Below are 25,350 nucleotides of genomic sequence, written 5' to 3'. Positions count from 1 at the left end.
CGTCAGCCCGCGACGTTCGCGGGGTCGGCCTTCTCGGCGAACGTCGGCTCGAAGAGCTCGTCGAGCGCGGTGTCGATGGTCTTCTGGTCGGCGACGTCACCCGACTCGACGAAGATCGGCCCGACGACCTCGAGGACCCGGCGCTGCGCGTCGCCCGGCACGGGGTCGATCGCGAGGTTCGTGCGCTCCACGACGACCTTCTGCGCCACGGCCGGGTCGATGCCCGCGACCTCGGCGAGGATCTCGACGACCTTCTCGGGGTTCTCCTGCGCCCACGCGCGCGCCTTCTCGTACGCGTCGACCACGACCTGCGCGACGTCGGGGCTCGCGTCGAGGAAGTCCTGCGTCGCGTTGAGGAACCCGTAGGTGTTGAAGTCGATGTTGCGGTAGATCAGGCGCGTGCCCGACTCGGCCTCGCTCGCGGCCATGATCGGGTCGAGGCCCGACCACGCGGCGACCGACCCCTGCTCGAGCGCGGTGCGGCCGTCGGCGTGCTGGAGGTTCTGCACCTCGACCTGGTCGAGCGGCACGCCGGCCGCCTCGAGGGACTGCAGCAGGAAGAAGTACGGGTCGGTGCCCTTGGTGGCGGCCACGGACTTCCCGGCCAGGTCGGCCACTGACGTGATGTCGGAGTCGGCGGGCACGACGATCGCCGCCCACTCGGGCTGGGAGTAGATGTCGATCGTGCGGATCGGCGAGCCGTTGGAGCGTGCGAGCAGCGCGGCCGAGCCGGCGGTCGAGCCGACGTCGATCGCGCCGGCGCGCAGCGCCTCGTTCGCCTTGTTCGACCCCGCCGACTGCACCCAGTTCACGGTGACGTCGTCGCCGAACGTCTCCTCGAGCCAGCCCTGGTCCTTGATGACCAGGCTCAGCGGGTTGTAGGTCGCGAAGTCGATGTCGAGCGTGTCGGTGCTCCAGGCGCTGCCCTCGGCGGGCGTGCCGGCGGCGGCGGGAGCGGTGCCCTCACCGGCGACGCAGCCGGTCAGCGCCAGGGCGGTCGCGAGGGCCAGCGCGGTGGCGGAGACGGCGGTGCGGATGCTCATCGTCGGTTCTCATCTCGGGGGGAGCGGGGCCGGGGTCCGGCCGGGTGGGCGGTGCGGTGGGGTGGTGGGTCAGATGGAGTGGTGCGCGTCGGGGTCGCCCGGCGCGACGTGGTGGGTCGCGACGCCGAGGCCCTCGAGCAGCTCGGCGCGCAGCTCGGCGAGCTGCTGGTCGGCGCGGTCGCGCGGTCGCGTGCCCGGCACGTCGATGACGCGCGCGACGCTCGGCGTGCCCTCGGGGCACCGCGCGAGGTTGCGCAGCAGCAGCACGCGGTCGGCGAGGTACAGGGCCTCCTCGACGTCGTGCGTGACGAGCAGCACGGTCGTGGGCTCGGCCGCGTGGACGTCGAGGAGCAGGTCCTGCATGCGCAGTCGGGTGAGGGCGTCGAGCGCGCCGAACGGCTCGTCGAGCAGCAGCACGCCGGGGTTGCGGGCCAGGGCCCGGGCGAGCGACGCGCGCTGCGCCATGCCGCCCGAGACCTGCCGCGGGCGCAGCCCGGCGGACTCCTCGAGGCCGACGAGCCGCAGCAGCTCGGCCACGCGCTTGCGCCCGGCGTCCTTCGGCGTCCCGCGGGGGAGCCCGAGCGCGACGTTCCCGGTCAGGCTGCGCCAGGGCAGCAGGCGCGGCTCCTGGAACGCGACGGCCGTGCGGCGGTCGACGCCCGTGACGGGCGTGCCGTCGAGCAGGATGCGGCCCGCGTCGGGGGTGTCGAGGCCGCTGACCTGGCGCAGCAGCGTCGACTTGCCGCACCCCGAGGGGCCGACGAGCGCGACGATCTCACCGGCGCGCAGCTCGACGTCCAGGCCGTGCAGCACCGTGCGGGTGCCGGCGGGGGTGGCGAACGTGCGGCGCACCGTCTCGAGCGTGACGGCGTGCGCGCCGCGCCGTGCCGTGGGCTCGGCCGTGGGGGTGGGGCTCATGGGGGACGTCCGTGGGGTTCGGGCGTGGACGTCCGGCCGGGGTGCCGGGCGGCCACGGAGGGCGGGCACCGGCGGGGCGACCCGTGAGCGGGTCGGCGGGCTGAGGGGTCAGCGAGGGCCGGTGCGGGGCTGCATGACGCAGCACGGGCAACAGCGGCACATCGGCGACGCGACGACGAGGGGGCGGGCGAGGGTCATCGCGGGCCTCCTGGTCGTCGTCGTGCGGTCCCGATGGTGTCTCATTTAGTGAGACTCGGTGACCACGTTTCAGACAGACTGTAGCGGCAGCCCTCGCACGGGGGCAACGCGTCTCATCCGCGCGGCTGGATCTCCTGCCACAGCCAGTCCGCGTACCCCTGGCGTCCGCCGTTCTCGCGCAGGTGGATCCCGTCGTCGTAGAACCACTCGGGGTGCGCGTCGCCCTGCGCCTTCCAGTCCAGCAGGTGCGCGTGCGGGTACTCCGCCACCACGCGCGCGAACAGCTCGTTGTCGTACTGCTCCCACGGGCGCGGGACCCGCACGTTCACGACGAAGACGCGGCGGTCCCGCGTGGCGTCCAGCAGCCGCCGCAGGTCGTCCTCCGCGACCGGTCCGTTGGTGCCCCCGTGCACGACGACCGTGTGCCCGAGCGTGCCCGCGGCCGCCGCGTCGAGGACGAGGTCCGTCATCGTCCCCATCTGGCGCGAGACGGCCGCGTCGGCGGGGACGCCGTGCGCCGCGAGCTCGGCCGCGGCGCCCAGCATCACCGAGTCGCCGTACGCGGAGACCGTGCCCACCTCCTCGGGCGGCGGCGCGGGCGCCGTCGGCTGGGCGGCAGGCGCCGCCGCGTCCGGCGCCGGCGTCGCGTCGGGTGCCGGCTGCTGCGCGGGGTCCGGGGGAGGCGTCACGTCCTGCGCCGGCACGGCGGCGCCGATCACCGACGCGGCACCCGTCGGTGCCGCAGGCGTCCGCGCGACGGCGACGCCGAGCGTGCCGACGAGCAGCACCGCGGCCGTCACCCCGCCGACGGCGCCGACCAGCACGCGCCGCCGCTGCGGACCCGGTGTCCGGGCGCGCCGCACCAGGCGCCCGAGCGCGCCGCGGCGCACCGGCTGCTCCACCCAGCGGTACGACGCCTCCGCCAGCACGAGCGTGACGGCCACCCGCAGCGCGTCCTCGAGCGGACCCGGGAGCGACAGGTCCTGCTCCGGCCGCAGCAGCGTGAGCACCGGCCAGTGCCACAGGTAGATCGCGTACGACCGCTCGCCCAGCCAGCGCAGCGGCTGGCGTCCCAGCGCGCGCCCGAGCACCCCGGCGGGGTCGGCCGCGGCGCCGACCAGCACGAGCGCGAGCGCCGCGAACGCGAGGAACCCGCCGCGGTAGAGCGTCGTCGAGTACTCGTCGACCAGGACCACGCAGGCCAGCACGCCGACCAGGGCGGTGACCCCCAGGACGTCCGCCACGCCTGCCTCGAAGCGCCGGACGGGGTCGCCGCGCTCGGTGCGCCACGTCACCCCCGACGTCCACGTCCGCCACGGCCGCCACACGGTCGCCGCGGCCACGCCCAGCAGGAGTCCCGCCGCGCGCGTGTCCGTGCCGACGTACACGCGGGTGGGGTCCTGCGGCACGGGCATGCCCCCGCGCAGCGCGAGCACGGCCATCCACAGGGCCGACACGAGTGCGAGCACGGCCGCGACGCGGCCGGCCCGCACGCGCCCCACCCGCAGCAGCAGCAGCGCGAACAGCGGCATCACGAGGTAGAACTGCCCCTCGACCGCGAGGGTCCACAGGTGCTGCAGCAGCGGCGGGCGCCCCGTGAGCTCGAAGTACGTGCGGTCGGCGGCGACCTGCCACCAGTTCGTCGTGTAGGTCAGCGCCGCGAGCAGGTCGCCCCGCAGCGTCGTGAGCGTGTCCCGCACCACGAGCCCGGCCCCCGCGACCGCCACGAGCAGCACCGCGAGCGCCGGCACGAGGCGCCGCACGCGGCGCACCAGGAAGCGCCCGGTGCGGAAGCCGCCGGTCGACTCGACCTCGTCGAGCACGAGCGTCCCCACGAGGAACCCCGACAGCACCAGGAACACGTCGACGCCGAGGAACCCGCCGCGCGCCCACGGCAGCCCCAGGTGGTACAGGAGCACCGCGACGACCGCGATCGCGCGGACCCCGTCGAGCCCGGGCAGGTGCGGCAGGCGCCGTGGCGTCCCGGTCGGCGTGGGCCGGGTCGGGGGTCGCTGCGCGACCTGCTCGACGACTGCCATGCGACCCCTGTCCGACGTTCCTGCGCTGCCACGGCGCGCCCGGGGGAGGGTGCGCCGCGCGCCAGGTTAGGCCGGTGCGGCGTCGCGACGTCCCCCTGCGTCGCCGTCGTGACCAGGATCACCCCACAGCGCCGCGATCCGCGGCAGGGCACGCGGGTCGGTCTGCGCCAGGACGGTCGTGACGGCCGTGGCGCGCCACGCCGGGAGCTGCGCGCGCACGTCGTCCTCGGTCCCGACGAGCGCGACGTCGGTGACGAGCTCGGTCGGCACGGCGGCCGCGGCGCGCTCGCGGTCGCCCGCGAGGTAGTGCGCCTGGATCTCGTCGCAGGCCTCGCGGTAGCCGAGCCGGTCGAGCACGTCGCGGTGGAAGTTCGCGCCCTTGGCGCCCATGCCCCCGGCGTAGAGCGCGATGAACGGTCGCACCGCGTCGGCGGCCTCCTCGACGCTCGGTGCGAGCACGACCGGGACGGTCGCGACGACCTCGAACTCCTCGGGCGGACGCAGCCGCGGCGAGCGCTTCGCGAACCCGTCGGCCAGCAGCTCGCGGTACGTCGCGTCCATGCGGGGCGAGTAGAACAGCGGCAGCCAGCCGTCGGCGATCTCGGCCGACATCGCGACGTTCTTCGGACCCTCGGCCGCGAGGTGGATCGGCAGGTCGGCGCGCAGCGGGTGCACGGTCGAGCGCAGCGCCTTGCCCAGGCCGGCGCCCTGGTCGGCGGGCAGGGGCAGTCGGTAGAACGCGCCGTCGTACGTCACGGGCGCCTCGCGCGCGAGCACCTGCCGCACGACGTCGACGTACTCGCGCGTGCGGGCCAGGGGCCGCGGGTACGGCTGCCCGTACCAGCCCTCGACGACCTGCGGCCCCGACGCCCCGAGCCCCAGCACGAACCGCCCGCCGGAGAGGTGGTCGAGCGTGAGCGCGGCCATCGCCGCCGCGGTCGGGGTGCGCGCCGAGAGCTGCGCGATCGCGGTGCCCAGGCGCACGCGGCGCGTCGAGGCGCCCCACCACGCGAGCGGCGTGAGCGCGTCCGAGCCGTACGCCTCGGCGGTCCAGACCGAGTCGAGCCCGAGCTCGTCGGCCGCGCGCACGGCCTCCGCGGCGCCCGGGGGCGGCCCGGCCGACCAGTAGCCCGTGTGGTACCCGAGGCGCATGCGGTGCTCCTGTCGTCGCCGTCGACGTCGCGCCGTACGGCGCGCGCCCGACGTTACCGGGCGGTACCCGCCCGGCGTCACCGGCCGGGCGTCACCCGGCGGCGGCGCTCCGGGCGCGGTCGGCGAGCGTGTTGAGCAGGCTCGCGGCGCGTGCGGCGTCGTCCACCGTCACGACGTTCACGCGGCCGCCCGTGCGCTCGACCTCGATCGCCTCGCCACGGCGCAGCACGACCCCGACGCGCCCGTCCGGCCCGACGCGGTAGCCCCACCCGCCGAACTCCCCGAACGGGTCGACGGTCACCGCACGCGCGGCGACGACCTCGTCGAGCGGCACGTGCAGCGTCGGCCAGCCGAGCGGCGAGCGCGCCACGAGGCCGCGGCCGTCGACGCTCACGCGCAGCACGAACATGGCCGCGGCGAGCGCGAGCAGCGCGGCGGGCACGAGCAGCATCGCGGGCGTGCGGAGCCCGATCGCGAGTCCGGCCGTGGTCAGCGCCGCGACGCCGCCCGCGACGAGCGCCGCACGGCTCGTCACCGTGCTCGACCACGCGGCGCGCTCGGTCGCACCGAGGTCGGCGCGCGGCGCCGTCGGGTCGACGGGCGCGGTCGTGGGCTGGTGCGGCGTGCGCGGCACGACGAGCGCCACGACCACGCCGACCGCGAGCGCGACGCCGAGCGCGAGCCCGATCGTCGGGCCGACGCCGGGCGCGGCCGCGGCGTCGGCGAGGTCCAGCTGGCCGTGCAGCGTGCCGAGCGTCGTCGCCGACAGGAACGCGGCCGTGCCGCACGCGAAGCCGGCGGCGACGCGTCGCGTCGACGTGTCCCGACCGAGCCAGAACGCGAGCGCCCACATGCCGACGGCGAGCAGCCCGCCGACCACCAGGGGGACCGCGAGCAGCGACGCGGGCGACCCGAACCCGTCGGGGACGTCCGCGCCCGACCAGTGGGTCGCGACCGGGTCGGGGAGCCGCGGCGCCCAGGCGCGGGCCACGAGGACGGTCGCCGCGAGCACGCCGAACGGCACGACCAGCGCGGTGACGGTGGTCGCGAGCCGGTGGGGCGGGCGGGGTCGGGGCGTGGTCATCGCAGGGCCTCCTTGACGAGGGTCGTGACGGTCTCGGGCGCGACGTGCAGGCGCCGCGCGGTCGCGACGAGCGCGTCGACCGCGGCGTGCAGCTCCGTGAGGTCGGCGGCGCGGTGGCCCGTGACGACGGCGCCGCGGCCGCGGCGCAGGTCGATGAGCCCCTCGTCGCGCAGGTCCTGGTAGGCGTGCAGCACGGTGTGCAGGTTGATCTCGAGCGACGCCGCGAGCTCGCGCGCGGCGGGCAGGCGCGTGCCGGGCGGCGCGTCGCCGCGCGCGACCGCGGCGCGGATCTGGGCCGCGAGCTGCGCGTAGAGCGGCTCGTCGGAGGCGGTGTCGATGCGGAGGAGCACGCACTCAGCGTAGCGCAAAGTTTGATAACAACTAGAACAAGGGCGGTGTCAGCGAACGGTGTCGCGGCACGGCGCAGCGGCGGCGCCGACGTCGGGTCAGATGTAGATCGCGGGGTCGTCGACCTCGGCGTCGAACGGCGCCGCGGCAGGGCGCCGCCGCACCTTCGCGGGCACGCCCACCGCGACCGCACCCGCGGGCACGTCGGTGATGACGACCGCGTTCGCGCCGACCTGCGCGTCGTCGCCCACCCACACGGGGCCCAGGATCTTCGCGCCCGCGCCGACCACGACCCGGTCGCCGAGCGTGGGGTGGCGCTTGCCGCGCTTCATGGACTTGCCGCCCAGCGTCGAGCCGTGGAACAGCACGACGTCGTCGCCGACCTCGGCGGTCTCGCCGATCACGACGCCCATGCCGTGGTCGATGAACAGCCGCTCGCCCAGGCGTGCGCCGGGGTGGATCTCGACGCCCGTGAGCGCACGGGCGACCTGCGACACCAGCCGTGCGGGCAGCCGCAGCGGCGGCACCTGCCACATGCGGTGGGCCAGCCGGTACACCCAGATCGCGTGCACGCCCGGGTAGGCCAGCGCGACCTCGAGCAGCGAGCGCGCCGCGGGGTCGTGCCGGTGCGCCGCCTGCAGGTCGTCGCGCAGGACGCGCAGGAAGTCGGCGAGCGGGCGCATGGGGTGCTCCGTGGGGCGGTGGGGACGGGTGGTGGGTCCGACGCCGACGCGCCCGGCCGCGGTGGCGGCCGGGCGCGTCGGACCGGTGTCAGTCGAGCAGGTCGGCGTAGAGCACCGAGGACAGGTAGCGCTCGCCGAACGACGGGATGATCGCGACGATCAGCTTGCCCGCGTTCTCGGGGCGCTGCGCGAGCAGCGTCGCGGCGTGCAGCGCGGCGCCCGACGAGATGCCCACGAGCAGGCCCTCCTCGCGCGCGGCGCGACGCGCGACCGCGACGGCCGTCTCGGCGTCGACGTCGATGATCTCGTCGTAGACGTTCGTGTCGAGGATCTCGGGCACGAAGTTCGCGCCGATGCCCTGGATCTTGTGCGGGCCGGGTGCGCCGCCGTTGAGGATCGGCGACTCGGCGGGCTCGACGCCGACGATCTGCACGCCCGGCTTGCGCTCCTTGAGCACCTGCCCGACGCCCGTGATCGTGCCGCCCGTGCCGATGCCGGCCACGACGATGTCGACCTCGCCGTCGGTGTCGGCCCAGATCTCCTCGGCCGTCGTGCGGCGGTGCACCTCGGGGTTCGCCTCGTTGGCGAACTGCCGCGCGAGGATCGCGCCCGGACGCTCGGCGACGATCTCGTTGGCGCGGTTGACCGCGCCCTTCATGCCCTCCGAGCCCGGCGTGAGGATGAGCTCGGCGCCGAACGCGCGCAGCAGCGCACGCCGCTCCTTCGACATCGTCTCGGGCATCGTGAGGACGACGTCGTAGCCGCGGGCCGCGCCGACGAACGCGAGCGCGATGCCCGTGTTGCCGCTCGTCGCCTCGACGATCGTGCCGCCCGGCTTGAGCTCGCCCGACCGCTCGGCCGCGTCGATGATCGCGACGCCGATGCGGTCCTTCACCGAGTTGGCCGGGTTGTAGAACTCGAGCTTGCCGACGACGGTCGCGGGAGCGCCGTCCGTGATCTTGTTGATGCGGACCAGCGGGGTGCTGCCGACGAGCGCGGTGGCGTCCTCGTAGATGCGTGCCATGGTTCCTCTTCGGTCGGTGCCGGGCCCGTCGCGGGCCGGCAGGGCGGGGGATGAGGTGCGGGTGCGCCGCGGTCGCCGCGCACCGGTGGTGCTGGAGAGGGAGCGGTCCGGGGGACGTCTCCGGGGCGAGCGCTGGGCGAGGGTGCACCGGTGCGGTGCGCGCACGTCATGCGTGCGCCGAGCGGCCAGCGCTCTACCGACAGCGACAACACGTGCACGCCACGCAGGCGCGCTGGACGGGGGCAACGGCGGCGGTCGGCACGCGCATCGCTCTCCTCGTCCGGGGCCCCGCCGTGCGGCGGGCCGTCTGCACGGGCGTCGGCCCGTGGTCGAGCCGACGCTAGCGTCAACACGCGACGCCGCGCAAAGGTTCCCGTGAGACGTGTGTCCGTGATGCGGACGGCGCGACGGCGCCCGTACGACGGGCCGTCGGCCGGCGCCGCGCGTGCGCGCGACCGCCTCCGGTCGGCGCCCGCAGGCCGTCCGGTCTCGCGGCGTCGGCCGCGTTCCTTCGCTCAGCGGGCGGCGAGCCCCACGGCGTCGAGCCACGCCTCGGCGAGCAGGCCGTGCCCGGCAGGGGTCGGGTGCACGCCGTCGAACGCCCACCGCTCGGGCGACGTGCGTGCCGCGGCCGCCGCGAACAGCCCGTCGGCGGGCACGAGCGTGGCGCCGACCTCACCCGCGAGCCGCCGCACGACGTGGATGCGCGGGTCGAGGTCCTCGCGCCACGCGTGCTCGACGGGCGGCACGGGCAGCAGGAACGGCTCGATCAGCACGAGCCGCGCGTCGAGCCGTTCACGGGTCGCGTCGAGGATCGCGCGGTAGTGCTCCTCGTACTCGTCGACCGACGTCGGCGTGCCCGCGTCGTAGCGGCGCCACGTGTCGTTGACCCCGACGAGGATCGACACGACCGTCGGCTCCAGGTCGAGCGCGTCGGCGGTCCAGCGCTCGCGCAGCTGCCGCGTGGTGTTGCCGCCGATGCCCCGGTTGAGGAACGTCAGCCCCAGGTCCGGCCGCCGCGCACCGGCCAGCGCCGCGACGATCCCGGCGTACCCGTGCCCGAGGCCCCACGGCGAGTCCGGCTGGTCGCGGTCGCGCCCCCAGTCGGTGATCGAGTCGCCGGTCAGGAGCACGCGGTCGCCGCGGCGCAGCAGTGTCGTCGTCGTCACCGGGCGATCCCACCACGTCGCGAGCCCGCCGCGGAAGCGCGACCCCGCCCTGCACGCCACCCGCCCGACCGACCCGCCCGCCCGTGCCCCCCGGCGCGCCTCTCCTCACCGCGGCGGACAGCGGCGCGGTCGACGGACACCGGCACGCCGCTGTCCGTCGCGCCGTCACGCTGTCCGTCGGCGGCGGCGTCCGCCGGGGAAGGTCGGGAGACGGGGGAGCGAGGGGCGCCGGTAGGGTGTGCGTGCCGTGCCGCCCCGTGCGCACGAGCGCGGGGTGTGGCGCAGGTTGGTAGCGCGTCCGCTTTGGGAGCGGAAGGTCGTGGGTTCGAATCCCGCCACCCCGACGGTCGACGTCGATCGCCACGCCGGTCGCCCCGGCTCGTCGGCTGCGCACGGGTCTCGTCAGGATCCGAGAAGCGCGCCCTCGCACGTCGTCTCTAGCCTCGGTGCCGACGACACCCACCGAGCGAGGAGCGCGACATGGTCACGAGGGCGACCGACGCGGAGGCCGACGGCTTCACGGCCGAGGAGCGCGCGGCGATGAAGGAGCGCGCGGCCGAGCTGCGCGCGCAGAAGGGGCGCCGTGGTGCCGCCGACAAGGCGGCGGCCGCCGAGGCCGACGCGCTGGAGAAGATCGCCGAGATGCCCGAGGCGGACCGCGTCGTCGCCGAGCGCGTGCACGCGATCGTGCGCGAGCACGCGCCCGACCTCGCGCCGCGCACCTGGTACGGCCAGCCCGCGTACGCCAAGGACGGCCAGGTCGTCTGCTTCTTCCAGGCGGCGTCGAAGTTCGGCACGCGCTACGCGACGCTCGGGTTCAACGAGTCCGCCGCGCTCGACGACGGCGCGATGTGGCCGACGGCCTTCGCGATCGCCGAGCTGACCGACGACGTCGTGGCGCGCGTGACCGACCTGGTGCGGCGCGCGGCGGGCTGAGCGGGTCGCCCGGACGTCGGGCGGTCGGAGGGTGGTTCCGGAAGGCCTGATGACCTGCGGGGAGCGTGACCCTCAGCGGAGTCGTCCACACGGAGGGTGTCACGCCCTCCACACACGCCCTCTGACCTGCACGCTCGTCAAGGTCGGGGCCGTGGGACCCGACGACTCCGTAGACGGGCCCCAGACCAAACGGTTCACCCGCACGTGGCGTGAGTCTGCGGTCGCCGAACGAGCGTCGTCCGACAAGGTAGAGGCATGTCGGTTCTGTATCGCGCGATCTGGCACGACGAGTCGCTGGACGAGCCCGAGCTGTCGGTCGAACTCGCACTCGACTGCTTCAGTCGATGGGCTCTCGACGACGAGGGTGCCGCGGTTCTCGATGACGGGCAGGTCTTTCTCGATCGCACGACGGGTCCAGTCGCGCGGCGCGAGGTCACGGTCCGGCGAGTCGTTCGCGACGGGTCGTTCGGTGCGGAGGCAAGCGTCCGCGACATCCCGAGGGAAGGCGCACCGGCGCCGGCCGTGTGGATGACCTCGCTGCGCATCGTTGCCGACGGGCAGCGGGTGACGGCCATGGTTGAGAACGGGATGGAGACCGACGACCCGACGGTGCACATCAAGGTCGGCCGCCCGCGGCTCGTTGACGACCTTCTCGCTGTCGCTCGCAAGCCGAAGCTCGGCGAGAGTCCGATCCTGCGTGCCGCTGTGTGGATCTCCTCCGACGAGGTCGCCGCTCTCATTCACGTGCTCGATGACCCTGCGCGCACTCTGCCCTACATCGTCTTCTCGGCGCCGGCGGATCGCGTCGACCCGCAGTGGATGGCACGTGTCGATCGGACAGCGCGGAGATCCACCGGTGTGGCTACGGTTGTGGCGCTCGATCGCGACGCGGTGACGGCTCTGCGCGCGGAACTCGGCAACCTCGCGGTCTGGGGTGGTGCCGTCCGTACATACGCGCCCGGTCAGGCACTTTCGCCGGCCGAGAGCTGGCGGCACAGGTACGTGACAGGCGAACGGGTGCGGGTGGGCGACGGTGCGATCGTCGACCGGCTCGTCTACGGCGTTGCGGAGTTGTCCGCGCGACGACGTGTGCCAGATGCGTTCGAGTCGCTGGCCGTCGACGAGGACGGCCGAGTCGATCGGGCTGAGGTCAGCCGGATCGAGGAGCACTGGGAACTCGAGGTCATGCGTGAGCAGGAGGAGAGGGCCAGTGTCGAGCGAGAGCTCGCGCAGGCGAACGGTCACCTGACGCGGCTACGGAACTTACTGGCTGTTCACGACATGGAGGACGTCTACTGGACGGCACGGGACGCGGACGAGAGTGACGGGATCCCCGACGACGTGCAGGATGTTTCCGAGGCCGTTCTGATGGCGCAGGAGTACCTGGCGGACTGGGTGGTCGTCCCCGAGGGTGCTGCCCGTGCGCTCGACGGAATCGACTCAGCGCCCAACGCGTACGCCTGGGGAAACACGGCGTGGCGCGGGCTGCGCGCCCTGGCCGCGTACGCGCGGGCCCGTGCGGCAGGCGGCCCGGGGGACTTCTGGGCGTGGTGCCAGCGGGGCGAACCGCTCGCGTGGCCCGCGACCACGAAGAAGCTCTCGATGACGGAGTCGGACACCGTTCAGAACTCGACTAAGTTCACCCAGAGTAGGACGTTCCGTATCGACCCTGAGGTCGTCGATGGCGGTCGCGTTGTCATGCTCGCGCACCTGAAGATCAGTGAAGGCGGCGGGAACCTCGCTCCTCGCGTGTACTTCTTCGACGACACGGACGGCAGCACAAAGAAGGTTCACGTCGGCTTCGTCGGACCTCACTACCTCGTCCCGAACACCCGATCGTAGAGACGGCGAGTTGGTGGTCATGAAGAGCGCTCCGCACCCGGCGATTTGCGCGGCGCTCCAGGGATCTTGCTCGGCGCCGTACTCCGAGCGGGAGCGTGACTTCGTCGGCCCGGAGCACGCGACGAGCGAGTCCTTGGCGCGGGCTCTCGCAATCGGCGGGCTAAGTCGCCTGGATCCAGGTCTCACGACCGTCAAGATCTGGGATCCCGCGACGGGTTCGGGGTTCGCCGGCCTTCTCCTGGTCGAAGCGCTGCGGTCGTCGGGCGTCGAGGTCAGCTACCGCGGCCAGGACATCTACGAACCTGCGGTCTCCGTGTGCAAGCGACGGTTCGAGGCGGTCCACAACGCCGAGATCGCTTGTGCGGACACATTGGCGCACGACGCCTTCGAGGACTTCAGCGCCGACTTGGTGATCGTCGACGCGCCCTGGGGGATGGACTGGCGGCACTCAACCCCGGCTGTCGAGGTACGGCAGGCCAACGGCGAGTTCAGGTTCGGCCTCCCCCAGCGCTCCGATAGCACCTGGCTGTTCGTCTCTCTCGCGCTGGAGAAGCTGCGGCCGGCGGAGCAGGGCGGGGGGCGTGTCGCGGCATTGGTGATGCCTGGAGCGCTCAGTTCCGGCGGGGCAACCGGTGCCGTTCGGCAGCGGATCGTCGACGCCGGACTGCTGGAGTCTGTCACCCGGCTCCCCGACGGCCTCGCGCCGAACACAGCCATCCCCCTGTACCTCCTGACCTTCTCCAACAGAGCCGAGGACGTCAGCAAGGGCAAGGCGATGATCGCTGACCTGCAGACGATGTTCACCACAGAGCACCGCCGTAGGTCGATCCAGATCGAGGCGTTCCACGAGCTTGAGTCCGGGCTAAGGACGAAGAAGGCGGGCCCGCGAAACCGCAACGTCAGCATTCGCCAGTTCACGCGCTGGGACGCCAGGCTGTCGCGCGCCACGAGCGAGGGCCGCCAGCTCTCCTGGCGCGTCACCACGTACAACGACACAGCGATCGACGGTCAGTTCCTGGAGGACCGGTATGGGCCGGACTCCGGCGTCTCGGTGGCCGATGAGCCGCGCCAGACGCTCGACCTCGATCCCAGCCGCATCTTGAGGGACGACGCACGCGAACTGTTGCGAGACATCGCCGCGAAGGGCTGGCCCAGCCGACGTCTGAGCAGCCTCCTCGCCCGTGAGCCCGACACGGCGACGGATTCGAATCAGGGCGAGAGCCAGCTCTTTGTGCCCACCAGTGGGTATGCCGCCGCCGACGTGTCCAGGACGAACGCCGCCGGACGTGTCCTCTCCGTGCGTCTCGACGACGACTCGGTCTACCCGCCCTTCATGGCTGCGTGGCTCAACTCGGAGCAGGGCATCGCCAGCCGGCTTCGCGCGATCGAGAGCGCCAGTTCGGGCCACCACCTCAAGGCAATGCGGTCGGACGCCAACTCGTTGATGAAGTGGGCCGACGAGTTGGTCGTTCCGGTCCCGGACCTCGGGGTCCAGCTGGCCCTCGCCTCTGCCGACGAACAGCTCAGCTCGTTCCAGGCCGACCTCCGCACTCGACGAGCGAGCATCTGGTCGTCGCCGGAGAGCGCTGGCGAGGTGGTGAGCAAGGTCGCGGGCGCCTTCGACGACTCGTTGACCTCCTGGCTCGAGCAACTGCCGTACCCGATCGCATCGGCGCTGTGGACCGCGGAGTCCGCCCAATCGGTGGGCGAACGGCAGCGCGGCTATCTCCACGCTTGGGAGGCGATCGTGACCTTCCATGCGACGGTGTTGCTCTCCGCGACCCGCAGCGATCCAGGCAGCAGCAGCGAGACCGAGGCCGCCATTCGTCAGACCCTCCGTGAGCAGCACCTGGGCATCGAGCGGGCCTCTTTCGGGACCTGGGTGGTCATCGTCGAGAAGACGTCGAAGAACCTGCGCGACGCGCTCGCGAGGGGCGGCGCCGATGACGTGGCTCGCGTTCGCCGCGCGTTCGCCGACCTCGGCCGTGCCGCGATTGAGCGGCTGGTCTCGAAGGATGTGGTCAAGAAGTTCAACGAGCTGAACGGCAAGCGCAACCGGTGGTCCGGCCACACCGGCTACACCTCGCAAGAAGAGATGAGGACGCAGGTCGATTCGCTCGTGTCCGACCTGCGAGAGCTGCGCGAGCTGCTCGGTGACGTCTGGTGCCAACTCTTGCTCGTGCGTCCTGGCAGCGCCAGGCGCCGCAGCGACGGACTCGTGCAGACGGCTGAGGTCGCGCTCGGAACTCGGACGCCGTTTGCAGGTCGGGAGTTCGCCGTGGGAGAGCACATGATCGACGATGAGCTCTACCTCGTCCGGGACGGATCTCAGTCGCCGCTGCGCCTCGGACACTTCGTGCAGTTGCGTGTCGCCCCGAGCAGCGCCCGCTTCACCACGTACTTCTACAACCGCACCGAGGGGACGAGCGTGCGGATGGTCAGCTACCAGTACGGATCGGAGAGCGAGCTGCAGGACGACGTGGAGCGCCTCCGGGCGGACTTCGGGGAGCTCGCGTTTGGGTGAGCTCGGGACTCATCCGACCACTCGTCGTCGAGCCCGCCACGCCTGGCCGGAGTCCCAACATGCGGTCAGCGCGTCGCTCCTCCCCATGCAGCCGGGCAGCCCGACAGCCTGAGTTTGCTCAGACGTCACCCGGACGGCTCGTACGCCGACTCCCGGCCGGTGACTCCAGAGTGAGGTACTCGGCAGTCGGGAGACCAGCTCAGAGGCCCTCAATCGCTACGCCAGCTCGATCGAGGTGCACGTACGCGGGATCCACCACCGGTAGTCGGCCGCCATTCCGCCAGGGTCTGTGAGGAACTCGTGCCGGTCGCCGACGTGTACCACCCCTGAGTCCCCGCGCCACGGTGGCGGTGACCTCCACGCCGGCGCCGAGGCTCGAACGGCCCGACGTTGGAGCTCGGCCAGTCAGCGGCGAGGCCGAGGAACGCGAAGTCGACGTCGAACGCGGCCCGCGTGATTGCGATGGCTTCTTCGTCGGTGAGCCGGTCGGCGTGCTGTCGCGTGGTCCAGAGCCGCTCGGCGGATTCCAGGGCGTCGGTCGAGAGTTTGCCGTGCCACGGGCTTGACGTCCACGGCTGCGAGGGTGATGTCGCCGTCGAGCGGGACCGCGCCGACACGGGGCTGATCGGCGTACTCCTGCATGGTCGGGAAGCCCCTGACAGCGGCCTGCGGACCGCAACCGGCACCCTCGACGGAGGTCAGAAGACGTCGACACCCGACAGGACGGGGCAGGGGGGCAGGGCGCAACGCTCGGCTCGTTTCCGGAACCTCATCGGCCTCGAAACCGGAACCACCCGCGGAGCGGACGACGGGAATCGAACCCGCGTAGCCAGTTTGGAAGACTGGGGCTCTACCATTGAGCTACGTCCGCACGCGCCCGGCGCTGACCGGGCGGCGCAGCAAGGTTACCGGGTCCCGCCGGGTCCGCGGCCCGCGACGACGTGCGGCCCCGACGATCGGTGCGGCGCGGCCCGCTTTGGCGGTCCGTCCCGCTGGTGCCGTAGCATCGAGGGTCGCGCGTCCGCGCTCCCGGGTGCCTGCACGACGCCGCCCCCCGGGCGGCCGTCGCGGTGCTGCCGGGGGCCGCCGTGCGCGGACCCCGTGACCCGTCGCGGACCAGATCGTGCCACTCCGTCGGACCAGCCGGCGCCCGGCCATGACCAGTTGGAGACCATCGAAGTGAAGAGCGCCGTCGAGACCCTGGAGCCCACCAAGGTCAAGCTGTCCGTCGAGGTGTCGTACGACGAGCTCAAGCCGAGCATCGAGCACGCGTACCAGCACATCGCCGAGCAGGTGACGGTGCCGGGCTTCCGCAAGGGCAAGGTGCCGCCGCGCATCATCGACCAGCGGGTCGGTCGCCCGGCCGTCATCGAGCACGCCGTCAACGAGGGCCTGTCGGGCTTCTACGCCGACGCGGTGCGCGAGAACGAGCTGCGCCCCATGGGCCAGCCCGAGGTCGAGGTCACCAAGGTCCCCGGCCTCGTCGCGGGCGACGAGGGCGAGCTGCACTTCACGGCCGAGGTCGAGGTCCGCCCCGAGATCACGCTGCCCGCGCTCGACGGCCTGACCCTCACGGTCGACGACGTCGAGGTCAGCGACGAGGACGTCGACGCGCGCCTCGACGCGCTGCGCGAGCGCTTCGGCTCGCTCGTGGGTGTCGACCGCCCGGCGCAGGAGGGTGACTTCGTCGTCATCGACCTCGCCGCGACGATCGGCGACGAGCAGGTCGACCAGGTCTCCGGCACGAGCTACCAGATCGGCTCGGGCAACATGCTCGAGGGCCTCGACGAGGCGCTCACGGGCCTGTCGGCCGGCGAGACGACGTCGTTCGAGACCGAGCTCGTGGGCGGCGAGCGCCAGGGCGAGAAGGCGACCGTGACCGTGACGGCCACGGGCGTGAAGGAGCGCCAGCTCCCCGAGGTCGACGACGAGTTCGCGCAGCTCGCGAGCGAGTTCGACACGATCGACGAGCTCAAGGCGGACCTGCGCGAGCAGGCCGCGCGCATCAAGGCGTCGAACCAGGCCGTGCAGGCCCGCGACCTGCTGGTCGAGAAGCTCACGTCCGAGGTCGAGATCCCCGTGCCGGCGGGCGTCGTCGAGGCCGAGGTGCACCGTCACCTCGAGTCCGAGGGCCGCCTCGAGGACGACGAGCACCGCGCCGAGGTGACGGAGCAGGCGCAGACCGCGCTGCGCAACCAGATCCTGCTCGACACGCTCGCCGAGCAGCTCGACGTCAAGGTCAGCCAGAGCGAGCTGCTCGACTACCTCGTGAGCGCGTCGCGCCAGTACGGCATGGACCCGAACACGTTCATCCAGACCGTCGACCAGCAGGGTCAGATCCCCGCGATGGTCGCCGAGGTCGCGCGCTCCAAGGCGCTCGCGCTCTCGCTGCGCCAGGTCGCGGTCGTCGACGGCTCGGGTGCCGCGGTGGACCTCTCGGAGTTCATCGGCTCCGACGAGGAGGACGCCGCCGTCGAGCAGGCCGAGCAGGCCGAGGCCGCGCAGGACGACTCCGCGGACGAGCAGGCCTGACGCTCCGCGCACGCACGGCCGACGGCCCCGCGACACCCCCGGGTGGCGCGGGGCCGTCGCCGTCCCCGCCCGCGGCGACGGCCCGCCGCGGGGTCGGGGCGCGACCGGCGCGCAGCCTGCGCGCACCCGCGGACGGCGGCGCTGCGCCGACAGCGAAACGGCGCGTCGCCAGGACATGGGCGGGTGCGCACGGGCGTTAGGGTCACAGCAACGCGCGGCCGGTGGAGCACCCGACGGGTCCCGCCGCCGCGTCAGACGTAGCCAGACGAGGGAGCCTTCGTGAACGAGCAGGTGCCGGCCCTGGCCCGGGCAGATTCTCCGGGCCTCGGGCTCAACGATTCCATCTACAACCGACTGCTGCGCGAGCGGATCATCTGGCTCGGCTCGGAGGTCCGCGACGAGAACGCCAACGCCATCTGCGCGCAGATGATGCTGCTGGCGGCCGAGGACCCCGACAAGGACATCTGGCTGTACATCAACTCGCCGGGCGGGTCGATCACGGCCGGCATGGCGATCTACGACACGATGCAGTACATCAAGCCGGACGTCGCGACCATCGCGATGGGCATGGCCGCCTCGATGGGGCAGTTCCTGCTCTCGTCGGGCGCCAAGGGCAAGCGCTACGCGACGCCCCACGCCCGCGTGATGATGCACCAGCCCTCGGGCGGCATCGGCGGCACGGCCACCGACGTGCGGATCAACGCCCAGCTGATCCTGCACATGAAGAAGGTGCTGGCCGAGCTGATCGCCGAGCAGACCGGCAAGTCCGTCGAGCAGATCAACGCCGACTCGGACCGCGACCGCTGGTTCACGGCGCCCGAGGCGCTCGAGTACGGCTTCATCGACCACGTGGTCACCAGCAGCCACTCGGTCGCCGGCGGCGGCGGGACCGCGGCCTGACGGCCGCGGCGACGCGCACAGAACCAGCGAGGAGAACCTTCGTGAGCATGGAGTCCCAGTTCATCGCCCGCGCCGGCCGGTTGGCCGGCGGCACGGCGCCCGCCTCGCCGTCCGGCCGCTACGTGCTGCCGCAGTTCGAGGAGCGGACCGCCTACGGCTTCAAGCGCCAGGACCCGTACACCAAGCTGTTCGAGGACCGCATCATCTTCCTCGGCGTGCAGGTCGACGACGCGTCCGCGGACGACGTCATGGCGCAGCTGCTCGTGCTCGAGTCCACGGACCCGGACCGCGACATCACGCTGTACATCAACTCGCCCGGCGGCTCGTTCACGGCCCTCACGGCGATCTACGACACGATGCAGTACATCAAGCCGCACATCGCGACCGTCTGCCTCGGGCAGGCGGCCTCGGCCGCGGCCGTGCTGCTCGCGGCCGGCTCGCCCGGCAAGCGCCTGGCGCTGCCGAACGCGCGCGTGCTGATCCACCAGCCTGCGATGGAGGGCGGCGGCTACGCGCAGGCCTCCGACATCGAGATCCACGCCAACGAGCTCATCCGCATCCGCGAGTGGCTCGAGCAGGCGCTGGCCCAGCACACGGGCCGCTCGGTCGAGCAGGTCGCGCAGGACATCGAGCGCGACAAGATCCTCACCGCGGCGCAGGCCAAGGAGTACGGGATCGTCGACCAGGTGCTCGAGAGCCGCAAGGGCGTGCACCCGACGGTCGTCCAGCCGTCGTCCTGACGTCCGACCGCGTCGGCCCCGGTCCCGTCCGCTCGGGACGGCACCGGGGCCGACGCAACCCGGCGCGACTGCGCCATCCGCGCGAACCGGACGTGCGTCGCGGCGTGTTCGGGGCGACACGCCGCGACCCGCCAGCGGAGTTCGGCTGACACCCGGCCCCCGGTGGTGTGCAATGGGGGGACGTGACTCGCGGACCGCGAGGTCACGACGACGGCGCACCGCCGGAACGGCGGAGGGCGACACGAGGGAAGGGGACGCACATGGCGCGGATCGGGGACGGTGCCGACCTTCTCAAGTGCTCCTTCTGCGGGAAGTCCCAGAAGCAGGTCAAGAAGCTCATCGCCGGGCCGGGCGTGTACATCTGCGACGAGTGCATCGACCTGTGCAACGAGATCATCGAGGAGGAGCTCGCCGAGGCGACCGAGGTCGGCATGGTCGAGCTGCCCAAGCCGCGCGAGATCTTCGACTTCCTCGAGCAGTACATCGTGGGCCAGGAGGGCGCCAAGCGGTCGCTCGCGGTCGCGGTGTACAACCACTACAAGCGGATCCAGGCCGGTGAGGGCGCGCGGACCACGGCGGGCGAGGAGCCCGTGGAGATCGCGAAGTCCAACATCCTGCTGATCGGCCCCACGGGGTGCGGCAAGACGTACCTCGCCCAGACCCTCGCGAAGATGCTCAACGTGCCGTTCGCGATCGCCGACGCCACGGCCCTCACCGAGGCGGGCTACGTCGGCGAGGACGTCGAGAACATCCTGCTCAAGCTCATCCAGGCCGCCGACTACGACGTCAAGAAGGCCGAGACGGGCATCATCTACATCGACGAGATCGACAAGATCGCCCGCAAGAGCGAGAACCCGTCGATCACGCGCGACGTGTCCGGCGAGGGCGTGCAGCAGGCGCTGCTGAAGATCCTCGAGGGCACGACGGCGGCGGTGCCGCCGCAGGGCGGGCGCAAGCACCCGCACCAGGAGTTCATCCAGATCGACACGACGAACGTGCTGTTCATCGTCGCGGGCGCGTTCGCGGGCCTGGACGAGATCATCACGTCCCGCGCCGGGCGCCGCGGCATCGGCTTCGGCTCGCCGATCCACTCGGCCGACAACGTCGACGTCTACGGCGAGGTCATGCCCGAGGACCTGCTGAAGTTCGGCCTGATCCCCGAGTTCATCGGCCGCGTGCCGATCATCACGACCGTGTCGCCGCTCGACCGCGCCGCGCTCGTGCGGATCCTCACCGAGCCGCGCAACGCGCTGGTCAAGCAGTACCAGCGGATGTTCCAGATCGACGGCGTCGAGCTGGAGTTCGAGGACGACGCGGTCGCTGCGGTCGCCGAGCAGGCCCTGCTGCGCGGCACCGGCGCGCGCGGTCTGCGCGCCATCCTCGAGGAGGTCCTGCAGCAGGTGATGTTCGAGGTGCCGTCGCGCGACGACGTCGCCCGGGTCGTCATCACGCGCGAGGTCGTGCTCGACAACGTCAACCCGACGCTCGTGCCGCGCGACGCGCAGGACAAGCGCACGCCGCGCGAGAAGAGCGCGTGACCGCAGACCGTCCCGCGGTGCCGGCCGAGCTGGCGCGCCTGCGGGGGAGCATCGACAACATCGACGCGGCGCTCGTGCACATCCTCGCCGAGCGGTTCAAGGCGACGCAGCGCGTCGGCGTGCTCAAGGCCGAGCTGGGCCTGCCGCCGTCCGACCCCGGCCGGGAGGCCGTGCAGGTCGAGCGGCTGCGGCAGCTCGCGCGGGAGGCCGACCTCGACCCGGTGTTCGCCGAGAAGTTCCTCGCCTTCGTCGTCGCCGAGGTGATCCGGCACCACGAGGCCATCGCGCAGGACCACGCGCAGCGCTCCTGACGGACGCTCGTCCGGACGCGGCAGGGACCGGGGTGGCGCCCGGGCGCGCGATGTCCGATGGTGGGACGGTCAGCCCGGGTCGTGCCGTGCGCGACCGTGGGACCCACGACGCGCGAGGAGACCTGCTCATGCACCTGCACTGGATCAAGCCGCTGCTCGGCCGTCCGGCGCCCTTCACCACCGTCTACCTGGACGCCACCCGTGACGACGCGACCGGAGCGGCTGACGTGCAGGCGCGCTGGAAGGCGCTGCGCCGTCAGCTGGAGCGCGACGGCGCGCCCGCGGCCGTGCTGGACGAGCTCGACGACCTGCTGCGCCGCCCGACCGGCGTGCCGGGCCCGCACGGGCGGGTCGTGGTCGCCGACGCCGAGGGCGTCGTGCTCGATCGCGTCCTGACCGAGCCCCCGGCGCAGTCGAGCGCGACGTGCGGCCCCGTGCCGGTGCTGCTGCCCGCGGCGCGCGCGGCCGACGAGTCGACGTCGTACCTGCTGGTCGAGGTGGACCGGCAGGGCGCCGACCTCACGTGGTCGGACGGCACGGGACGTCGCGCGGTCGACGAGGAGGGCGTCGAGGGCGACCACGACGTGCTGCACAAGGTGCGCGAGGGCGGCCTGTCGCACCGGCGCATGCAGGCGCGCGTCGAGGACTCCTGGGAGCGCAACGCCGAGACCGTCGCGGCCGACCTCGACCGACAGGTGGCCGAGCGGCGTCCCGAGCTGGTGCTGCTGACGGGGGACGTGCGCGCGGTCGCGCTCGTCAAGGACGCCGTGGGCCAGGCGGTCCGCGACCTGCTGGTCGAGGTGCCCGGCGGGTCCCGGGCCGAGGGCGTCAACCGGGCGGCGTTCGACGAGCGGGTCCAGCAGGCGCTCGCCGAGCACTGCGCGCGCCGGCGGGAGCAGGTGCTCGACCGGTTCCGGGAGGAGCTGGGGCGCGGCGAGGAGGCGGTGACGTCGCTCGCCGACGTCGTCGCGGTGCTGCAGCGCGGCCAGGTCGCCGAGCTCGTGCTGGGGGAGCCCGCACCGGGGGCGTCGTGGGCGCTCGACGAGCACGAGGTGTGGGTCGGCGACGGTCCGCTCGAGCTCGCGACGTCGCGCGACGACCTCGACGCGATCGGTGCGACGGGTGAGCCGCGGCGCATGCCCGCCGCGGTGGCGCTCGTGCGGGCTGCGGTGGGCCAGGACGCAGGGCTCACGTTCGCGCCCGAGGGCGGCGTCGAGCTGGCCGACGGTGTCGGGGCGGTGCTGCGATGGAGCGACGGGTCGACGCCGCGCGAGTCGGTGCTGTCGCAGTCGGGCGACGCGGCGCGCGTGCACAACGTGCCGTGACACGGCGCAGGTCCTGACGCGGACGGTCACGGCCGCACCCGGGGGTGCGGCCGTGACCGTCAGGCGTGCAGGCGCAGGTGCAGCGTCGCCGTGGCCGGGTGCAGGACCGCGTCGGGCAGGACGCCCGGTCCGCAGGCGGCGGACCCGAGGCCGTGCTGCGCGGCGTCGAGGTGCAGCCACAGCAGGCCGTCGGGCGCGAGCTCGTGCGGGTGCCCGGCCGCGGCGAGCGCCGTGTCGGACCACGGGCGGGCCGTGAGCTCGACGCCGGGCGCGGCGTGCGTGCCGTGCCGGACGTCGAGCGCGGTGACGGTCAGGGGGCCCGCCGCCAGGTCGAGCCGGGTGTGCGTGACGCCGCGGCGCGCGCCGTTCTCCTGCGGGTGCGTGTACCGCGTGCCGAGCGCGTCCACGGTGTGCCGCCACCGGCCGGGAAGTGCCGCGCGCGCCGAGTCGGCGTACGACTCGTGCGGGCCGAGGCCCGTCCAGTCGACGACGACGTCGCCCGCGCCGGGCTGCTCGAGCGCCAGCAGCCACCCGAGCCGCGCGACCGACCCGGGCCAACGTCCCTCGGGTGCGATGCGCAGCGTGAGGTCGACCGTGCGGTCGTCGACCGCGCGCCACTCGTAGCGGACGCGCAGCGCGCAGTCCGTCGCCGCGCCCGCGGTGCGACCGGTGACGACGAGCGCGTCGCCGTCGCGCCCGACCGTGTCGAGCCGCTCGTGCAGGCGCGTCAGCCCGGCGCGCTCCCAGGCGTCGCCGTCGCCCAGTTCGGCGGTCCACGCCCGGGCGCGGTCGTTGTCGGTGGGGGCGCGCCACGCGTCGACGCGCGCCAGCCGCACCCGCGTGCCGCCGAGCCGCACGACGCGCCCGGCGGCGTCGAGCTCGACGGGCCCGACGCGGTGGCCGCCTGCGGAGGTCGCGGTGGCGGTCGTGGCCCCCGTGCCGGTCGTCGCGGGCGCGACGCCCCGACGCAGCTGCACGTGGCCCGCACCGAGGTGCCCGGCGGCCACGTCCCGCCCGTCGCGCGGCACCGCGCGCACCACGAACCACGCGGTCGCGGCGGGGACAGGTCCGTCAGGACGTCGGGCGCGACGTCGTCGACGCGCACCTCGGTCGAGCCGCCGGGGGCGAGGACCGTCTCGACCTCACCGGTCGCGGCGACGTCGCCGTCCGCGACCACCTCCCACACCAGTCGCGCGTGCGCGGTGCTGGTGAACGCGTACCGGTTGCGGACCACCAGCGCCCCGGGCCGGCCGGGCACCGGGCGCACGCCGACGGGCGCGTAGACCGCCGCGAGCTCCAGGAGACCGGGCGAGGGCGTGCGGTCGGGCAGCAGGAGCCCGTCGGCGATGAACGTGCCGTCGTGCAGCTCCTCGCCGAAGTCGCCGCCGTACGCGTGGAACGGCGTGCCGTCGGGCGTCCGGGTCGCGATCCCGTGGTCGATCCACTCCCACACGAACGCACCCAGGACCCGGGGGTGCGCATCGACCAGGTCGACGTACTCCGTGAGCCCGCCGGGGCCGTTGCCCATCGCGTGCGCGTACTCGCACAGCACGAACGGCAGCGTGCGCCGCCGGGCGTCGGCCGCCGCGTCGGGCCAGGCGGGCTCGTCGCCGCGCCCGATGAGCGCGACCTCCTCGGTCGCCGCGTACATGCGCGAGTACACGTCGACGTGCGCGCTGGACCAGTCGCCCTCGTAGTGCACCGGCCGGGTGGGGTCGAGCGCGCGGACGGCGGCGGCCATGGCGCCGACGTTGACGCCCGCGCCGGCCTCGTTGCCGAGCGACCACATCACCACGCTCGCGTGGTGGGCGTCGCGCCGCACCATGCGCTGCACGCGGTCGACCAGCAGCGGCTCCCACGCGGGGTCGTCGGTGGGGTTGCCGCGCCAGCCGAGCACCTCGAAGCCGTGGGTCTCGAGGTCGTTCTCGTCGACCACGTACAGCCCGTGCTCGTCGCACAGGTCGAGGAAGTGCGGGTGCGGGGGTGCGTGGCTCGTGCGCACCGCGTTGACGTGGTGCCGCTTCATGAGCAGCACGTCCTCGAGCATGGTCGCGCGCGTGACCGCGCGCCCGCGCGTCGGCTCGAACTCGTGCCGGTTGACGCCGTAGAGCTTCACGGGCGCGCCGTTGACGGTGAGCACGCCGTCCGCGACCGCGACCGTGCGGAAGCCCGCGCGCAGCGTGACCGTCTCGCCGCCGGTGGACACGACGACGTCGTACAGGCGCGGGTGCTCGGCGCTCCACGGCTCGACCACGCCCACGTCGACCGTCGCCCCCGCCGCGACCTCGAGGCCCAGCTCGGGGACGCGGACGCGCGCGTCCGAGCCGCCCTCGACGTCGACGCGCAGCGTGCCCGTGCCGGTCATGTGGTCGTAGTCGGCGCGCAGCGTCACGTGCTCGACGCCGCCCGCGGGGCGGTGCGCGAGCGTGACGTCGCGGAAGATGCCCGAGAGCCACCACTGGTCCTGGTCCTCGACGTACGTGTGCGCCGACCACTGCGTGACGCGCACCGCGAGCAGGTTGGCCCCGGCGTGCACGGCGTCCGTCACGTCGACCTCGGTGGGCAGGCGCGAGCCGTGCGACTGCGCGAGCACGCGACCGTTAACCGCGACCTCGAACCACGAGTCGACGCCCTCGAACCGCAGCACGACCCGCCCGCCCGCGAGCCACGCCGCCGGGACGTCGACCGTGCGGCGGTACTCGCCCGTGGGGTTCTCGTGCGGCACGCGCGGCGGGTCGACGGGGATCGGGTACAGCACGTTGGTGTACGCCGGCCGCCCGTACGGCCACGCGTCGGGGGCCTCGGCGAGCTGCCAGTGACCCGGCACCTCGAGGTCGGCCCAGCCGGGTCCGGCGCCGTCGTCGGCGGGGTCGAGCCCGGTGTCCGCGGTGGGGCTCAGGCGGAAGCGCCACGTGCCCTCGAGGCGCTGCTCGGGCGCGTCGCTCGCGCCGTCGGCGGGGCGGAAGCGCGCGTCGCGCACGCCGGTGGGCGGCGTGAGCGACTCGTGCGTGGGCGTCGGGTCGGGGACGACGGTGTCCGGCACG

20 protein-coding genes and 2 tRNA genes are annotated in these 25,350 nt (G+C 73.4%); 10 read left to right on the top strand and 12 right to left on the bottom strand.

Annotation, left to right across the window (positions count from 1 at the left end; translation table 11 throughout):
- Positions 1-2 precede the first annotated feature (2 nt).
- From E4A51_RS04770 to E4A51_RS04730, 9 genes are all read right to left on the bottom strand, one after another.
- Positions 3-1,043, bottom strand: coding sequence for an aliphatic sulfonate ABC transporter substrate-binding protein (locus E4A51_RS04770; protein ID WP_134851013.1), 1,041 nt, complete (start codon positions 1,041-1,043; stop codon positions 3-5).
- Between the two features lie 69 nt (positions 1,044-1,112).
- Positions 1,113-1,961: an ABC transporter ATP-binding protein gene (locus tag E4A51_RS04765; protein WP_134851012.1), complete on the bottom strand. Its 849-nt coding sequence runs from the start codon at positions 1,959-1,961 to the stop codon at positions 1,113-1,115.
- 311 nt (positions 1,962-2,272) lie between these two features.
- On the bottom strand, positions 2,273-4,198 hold the full coding sequence (locus E4A51_RS04760; RefSeq protein WP_134851011.1) for an acyltransferase family protein: 1,926 nt from the start codon (positions 4,196-4,198) through the stop codon (positions 2,273-2,275).
- A 66-nt stretch (positions 4,199-4,264) separates the two neighbouring features.
- Positions 4,265-5,350 (bottom strand): LLM class F420-dependent oxidoreductase, encoded by a 1,086-nt coding sequence (locus E4A51_RS04755; protein ID WP_070319829.1) that lies wholly within the window; start codon positions 5,348-5,350, stop codon positions 4,265-4,267.
- Between the two features lie 91 nt (positions 5,351-5,441).
- A complete protein-coding gene (locus tag E4A51_RS04750; protein ID WP_134851010.1) occupies positions 5,442-6,434 on the bottom strand; it encodes a DUF1648 domain-containing protein in 993 nt (330 codons plus the stop codon).
- Positions 6,431-6,784 (bottom strand): GntR family transcriptional regulator, encoded by a 354-nt coding sequence (locus tag E4A51_RS04745; protein WP_070319831.1) that lies wholly within the window; start codon positions 6,782-6,784, stop codon positions 6,431-6,433. Before E4A51_RS04745 ends, E4A51_RS04750 begins: the two co-directional genes overlap by 4 nt.
- A 96-nt stretch (positions 6,785-6,880) precedes the next feature.
- Positions 6,881-7,465, bottom strand: a complete 585-nt coding sequence (epsC, locus tag E4A51_RS04740; protein ID WP_046528042.1) for a serine O-acetyltransferase EpsC — start codon at positions 7,463-7,465, stop codon at positions 6,881-6,883.
- A gap of 88 nt (positions 7,466-7,553) precedes the next feature.
- Positions 7,554-8,489 carry a cysteine synthase A gene (gene cysK, locus E4A51_RS04735; RefSeq protein ID WP_046528043.1) on the bottom strand — a complete coding sequence of 312 codons (936 nt, stop codon included), beginning with the start codon at positions 8,487-8,489 and terminating at the stop codon, positions 7,554-7,556.
- Positions 8,490-9,004: 515 nt separating this feature from the next.
- A complete protein-coding gene (locus E4A51_RS04730) occupies positions 9,005-9,658 on the bottom strand; it encodes an SGNH/GDSL hydrolase family protein (RefSeq protein ID WP_179210921.1) in 654 nt (217 codons plus the stop codon).
- A gap of 270 nt (positions 9,659-9,928) precedes the next feature.
- On the opposite strand from E4A51_RS04730, the gene E4A51_RS04725 reads away from it, so the two are divergent.
- The 4 genes from E4A51_RS04725 to E4A51_RS04710 all read left to right on the top strand — a co-directional run bounded on the left by E4A51_RS04725 (position 9,929) and on the right by E4A51_RS04710 (position 14,960).
- Positions 9,929-10,002: transfer RNA gene (locus E4A51_RS04725), tRNA-Pro, on the top strand.
- A gap of 136 nt (positions 10,003-10,138) precedes the next feature.
- Positions 10,139-10,594 (top strand): iron chaperone, encoded by a 456-nt coding sequence (locus E4A51_RS04720; RefSeq protein WP_134851009.1) that lies wholly within the window; start codon positions 10,139-10,141, stop codon positions 10,592-10,594.
- 255 nt (positions 10,595-10,849) lie between these two features.
- Positions 10,850-12,436: a hypothetical protein gene (locus E4A51_RS04715; protein ID WP_134851008.1), complete on the top strand. Its 1,587-nt coding sequence runs from the start codon at positions 10,850-10,852 to the stop codon at positions 12,434-12,436.
- A 19-nt stretch (positions 12,437-12,455) separates the two neighbouring features.
- Entirely contained in the window at positions 12,456-14,960 is a 2,505-nt protein-coding gene (locus E4A51_RS04710) for a class I SAM-dependent DNA methyltransferase (protein WP_167748823.1), read from the top strand.
- 800 nt (positions 14,961-15,760) lie between these two features.
- Here E4A51_RS04710 and E4A51_RS04705 read toward each other — a convergent pair.
- Positions 15,761-15,831 (bottom strand) — tRNA-Gly (locus E4A51_RS04705).
- Between the two features lie 308 nt (positions 15,832-16,139).
- Here E4A51_RS04705 and tig point away from each other — a divergent pair.
- The 6 genes from tig (at position 16,140) to E4A51_RS04675 (ending at position 22,306) form a co-directional block, all read left to right on the top strand.
- Entirely contained in the window at positions 16,140-17,492 is a 1,353-nt protein-coding gene (tig, locus tag E4A51_RS04700) for a trigger factor (protein WP_070319835.1), read from the top strand.
- Between the two features lie 279 nt (positions 17,493-17,771).
- A complete protein-coding gene (locus E4A51_RS04695; RefSeq protein WP_046528047.1) occupies positions 17,772-18,392 on the top strand; it encodes an ATP-dependent Clp protease proteolytic subunit in 621 nt (206 codons plus the stop codon).
- Positions 18,393-18,433: 41 nt separating this feature from the next.
- Positions 18,434-19,132 (top strand): ATP-dependent Clp protease proteolytic subunit, encoded by a 699-nt coding sequence (locus E4A51_RS04690; RefSeq protein WP_046528048.1) that lies wholly within the window; start codon positions 18,434-18,436, stop codon positions 19,130-19,132.
- 260 nt (positions 19,133-19,392) lie between these two features.
- Positions 19,393-20,670 carry an ATP-dependent Clp protease ATP-binding subunit ClpX gene (gene clpX, locus E4A51_RS04685; RefSeq protein ID WP_134851006.1) on the top strand — a complete coding sequence of 426 codons (1,278 nt, stop codon included), beginning with the start codon at positions 19,393-19,395 and terminating at the stop codon, positions 20,668-20,670.
- On the top strand, positions 20,667-20,981 hold the full coding sequence (locus E4A51_RS04680; protein ID WP_070319836.1) for a chorismate mutase: 315 nt from the start codon (positions 20,667-20,669) through the stop codon (positions 20,979-20,981). The genes clpX and E4A51_RS04680 overlap by 4 nt, the downstream gene beginning before the upstream one ends.
- A 128-nt stretch (positions 20,982-21,109) precedes the next feature.
- Positions 21,110-22,306, top strand: coding sequence for a Vms1/Ankzf1 family peptidyl-tRNA hydrolase (locus tag E4A51_RS04675; RefSeq protein ID WP_134851005.1), 1,197 nt, complete (start codon positions 21,110-21,112; stop codon positions 22,304-22,306).
- Positions 22,307-22,365: 59 nt separating this feature from the next.
- On the opposite strand, the gene E4A51_RS18675 is transcribed toward E4A51_RS04675, so the two are convergent.
- Both E4A51_RS18675 and E4A51_RS04670 read right to left on the bottom strand, forming a co-directional pair.
- Positions 22,366-23,142: a hypothetical protein gene (locus tag E4A51_RS18675; protein ID WP_240696382.1), complete on the bottom strand. Its 777-nt coding sequence runs from the start codon at positions 23,140-23,142 to the stop codon at positions 22,366-22,368.
- Entirely contained in the window at positions 23,034-25,349 is a 2,316-nt protein-coding gene (locus tag E4A51_RS04670; protein WP_240696381.1) for a glycoside hydrolase family 2 TIM barrel-domain containing protein, read from the bottom strand. Before E4A51_RS04670 ends, E4A51_RS18675 begins: the two co-directional genes overlap by 109 nt.
- Position 25,350 lies beyond the last annotated feature (1 nt).

The sequence above is a fragment of the Cellulomonas sp. HD19AZ1 genome, assembly GCF_004535805.1.
GTDB lineage: Bacteria > Actinomycetota > Actinomycetes > Actinomycetales > Cellulomonadaceae > Cellulomonas > Cellulomonas iranensis.
The sequence above is the reverse complement of the archived record's forward strand: the minus strand, read 5'-3'. Positions and strand labels throughout refer to the sequence as shown.